The organism is Mycobacterium sp., assembly GCF_044342925.1.
Taxonomy (GTDB): Bacteria; Actinomycetota; Actinomycetes; order Mycobacteriales; family Mycobacteriaceae; genus Mycobacterium.
Genome location: NZ_JBIIOV010000243.1, coordinates 1 through 3,337 on the forward strand (window position 1 = coordinate 1; position 3,337 = coordinate 3,337).

The 3,337-nt window shown below is 68.9% G+C and carries 5 protein-coding genes; all 5 read left to right on the forward strand.

All coding sequences use genetic code 11. The features are described from left to right. On the forward strand, window positions 1-994 hold a 994-nt coding region (locus ADBZ6I_RS16725; protein WP_526385827.1), incomplete at its 5' end, for a preprotein translocase subunit SecA. A 10-nt stretch (window positions 995-1,004) separates the two neighbouring features. Continuing rightward, window positions 1,005-1,595: a CDP-alcohol phosphatidyltransferase family protein gene (locus ADBZ6I_RS16730; RefSeq protein WP_526385829.1), complete on the forward strand. Its 591-nt coding sequence runs from the start codon at window positions 1,005-1,007 to the stop codon at window positions 1,593-1,595. Between the two features lie 85 nt (window positions 1,596-1,680). After that, window positions 1,681-2,073, forward strand: a complete 393-nt coding sequence (gene gcvH / locus ADBZ6I_RS16735; RefSeq protein WP_526385831.1) for a glycine cleavage system protein GcvH — start codon at window positions 1,681-1,683, stop codon at window positions 2,071-2,073. Between the two features lie 174 nt (window positions 2,074-2,247). Then, window positions 2,248-2,736, forward strand: a complete 489-nt coding sequence (gene garA / locus ADBZ6I_RS16740; protein ID WP_526385833.1) for a glycogen accumulation regulator GarA — start codon at window positions 2,248-2,250, stop codon at window positions 2,734-2,736. After that, a partial coding sequence (gene ftsR, locus ADBZ6I_RS16745; RefSeq protein ID WP_526385835.1) for a transcriptional regulator FtsR occupies window positions 2,733-3,337 on the forward strand: 605 nt, incomplete at its 3' end. The genes garA and ftsR, both read left to right, overlap by 4 nt.

Here is a 3,337-nt window from a genome sequence, read left to right on the forward strand (position 1 = left end):
CGAGTCCGAAGACCTGCACCGGCGGCTGCTGCGCCGCGGCGTGCCGGCGGTGGTGCTCAACGCCAAGAACGACGAGCAGGAGGCCCGCGTCATCGCCGAGGCCGGCACGCTCGGGGCGGTGACCGTGTCGACCCAGATGGCCGGCCGCGGCACCGACATCCGGCTGGGCGGTTCGGACGCCGACGACGACTCCGACGCCAAGCGCACGGTCGCCGAGCTCGGCGGCCTGCATGTGATCGGGACGGGGCGGCACAACACCGAGCGGCTGGACAACCAGCTGCGCGGCCGCTCCGGACGCCAAGGCGACCCGGGCTCGTCGGTGTTCTTCTCCAGCTGGGAGGACGACGTCGTCGTCTCCCACCTGGAAGGCGGTTCCAAGCTGCCCACCGAGTGCGACGAGAACGGCCGGATCACCAGCCCGAAGGCCACCGCGCTACTCGATCACGCCCAGCGGGTGGCCGAGGGCCGGCTGCTCGACGTGCACGCCAACACCTGGCGATACAACCAGCTGATCGCTCAGCAGCGCGCCATCCTGGTCGAGCGCCGCAACGTCCTGCTCACCACGCCGACCGCCCGCGAGGAACTGCGCGAGCTGACTCCCGAGCGCTATGACGAACTGGCACAACACGTTTCAGAAGACGACCTGGAACGGATTTGCCGCAACATCATGCTCTATCACCTGGACCGGGGCTGGGCCGATCACCTGGCCTACCTGTCGGACATCCGGGAGAGCATCCACCTTCGGGCGCTGGGCCGGCAGAACCCGCTCGACGAGTTCCACCGGCTGGCCGTCGACGCGTTCGCCCATCTGGCGGCCGACGCCATCGAGGCCTCGCAGCAGACCTTCGAGACGGCCAACGTGCTGGAGGACGAGCCGGGCCTGGACCTGTCCAAACTGGCCCGCCCGACCTCGACGTGGACCTACATGGTCCACGACAACCCGATGCGCGACGACACCATGTCAGCGCTGAGTCTCCCTGGGGTGTTCCGCTAGGTTGAGCGCCATGCTCCAAGGCCGGGTGCTGACCATCCCCAACGTGCTCAGCGTCATCCGGCTGATCCTGCTTCCGGTGTTCGCCTATCTCCTGCTGGCTCGTCACGACTACGGACCCGCGGTGGCCATCCTGATGTTCAGCGGTGCTTCGGACTGGGCCGACGGCAAGATCGCCCGCCTGGTGCCCAATCAGTCCTCGCGGCTCGGGGAACTGCTCGATCCGCTGGTCGACCGGGTCTACATGCTGGCGGTCCCGCTCGTTCTCGCGCTCGCCGGCGTGGTGCCGTGGTGGCTCCTGGCCCTGCTGCTGTCCCGGGACGCGGTGCTGGCCGCCACCCTTCCGCTGCTGCGCAGCCGGGGCGTGACCGCGCTGCCGGTCACCTACATCGGCAAGGCCGCGACCTTCGCGCTGATGGTGGGGTTCCCGGCGATCCTGTTGGGACACTGGGACTCCGACTGGAGTCAGGTGATCGGCGCCTTCGGCTGGGGGTTCGTCATCTGGGGCACCGGCATGTACCTGTGGTCGGCGGTCCTTTATCTCATCCAGGTCGGCATGGTGCGGCGCCAGATGCCGAAGCTGGATCGTGACGCCGTCGTGTGACGTTGCGATAATCTTTGCCGACTCGACGGCCAGCTTGAGGCTGTCCTTGACATCACGCTCAACCGACACACACCCGAGGAGCACCGTGAGCCAGATCCCCGCCGACCTGCGCTACACCGCCGAGCACGAGTGGGTTCGCCGCACCGGCGACGACACCGTCCGCGTCGGCATCACCGACTTCGCGCAGTCCGCCCTGGGTGACGTCGTGTACGTCCAGCTGCCCGAGGTCGGCGCCGCCGTGACCGCCGGTGAGGCGTTCGGCGAGGTCGAGTCGACCAAGTCGGTCTCCGACCTGTACGCGCCGCTGACCGCGACGGTGGTCGCGGTGAACGCGGATCTCGAAGCCACCCCGCAACTGATCAACTCCGATCCGTACGGCGAGGGCTGGTTGCTGGAACTGCGCGCTGACGCCGCGGCGCTGGACGACGGTCTGTCCGGCCTGCTCGATCCGGCGGCCTACCAGAGCGTGGCGGACTGACGCGGACTGACGCGGACTGACGCGGACTGACGCGGACTGGCGCGGACTGGCGCGGACTGGCGATGCCGTGCTGACTGGCGATGCCGTGCTGAGAAATGGACGGCGGGGGTACACCATGAAACACGGACCGGTACGGTCGAGACAAGCGGTAATTGCAGCCAGGAGGAGTAGCGGGTGACGGGTAAGGACTGGCGACCGGGCGCGGACGACAGCTCGGATGAGCTGACGGTCGAGACGACCTCCGTCTTCCGGGCGGATTTCCTCAACGACCTTGATGCCCCGGCCAGCCCGGCGCCCGAGGCCGCGGTCTCCGGAGTCGAGGGCCTGCCGGTGGGCTCGGCCCTGCTGGTGGTCAAGCGCGGGCCGAACGCGGGGTCGCGCTTCCTGCTCGACCAGCCCACCACCTCAGCGGGCCGGCACCCCGACTCGGACATCTTCCTCGACGACGTGACGGTCAGCCGCCGGCACGCGGAGTTCCGTTCGGACGGTAGCGAGTTCCAGGTGGTCGACGTCGGCAGCCTCAACGGTACTTACGTCAACCGGGAGCCGATGGACGCCGCCACGCTCGCCAACGGCGACGAGGTGCAGATCGGCAAGTTCCGGCTCGTCTTCCTGACCGGTCCGAAGTCCGGCGGCGACGAAGGCGGTGCCGGCAGACAGTGACCGCGCCCGGAAGTCCCGTACCGGCCGGCATGTCGATCGGCGCGGTGCTGGATCTGCTTCGGCCGGATTTCCCGGACGTCACCATCTCCAAAATCCGGTTCCTGGAGGCCGAGGGCCTGGTCACCCCGGATCGCAGCCCCTCGGGGTATCGACGTTTCACCGCCTACGACTGCGCGCGGCTGCGGTTCATCCTGACCGCCCAGCGCGATCAGTACCTGCCGCTGAAAGTCATCAAGGCCCAGCTCGACGCCCAGCCCGACGGCGATCTGCCCGAACAACTGTCGGCCTACCCGGCACCGCGGCTGGTCCCGGTCAGCGGCAGCCGCAAAGCCGACGGCCCCGGCGCGCCGACGCAGGTGCGATTGAGCCGCGAGGATCTGCTGACACGCTCGGGTGTGGACGAGGCACTGATCATCGCGCTGTGCCGGGCCGGCATCATCACCACCGGCCCCGGCGGCTTCTTCGACGAGCACGCCGTGACGATCGCGCAGTGCGCGTCGGCTCTCGGCGAATACGGCGTGGAGCCGCGCCACCTGCGTGCGTTCCGCTCGGCGGCCGACCGGCAGTCCGATCTGATCGCACAGATCGCCGGCCCGGTGGG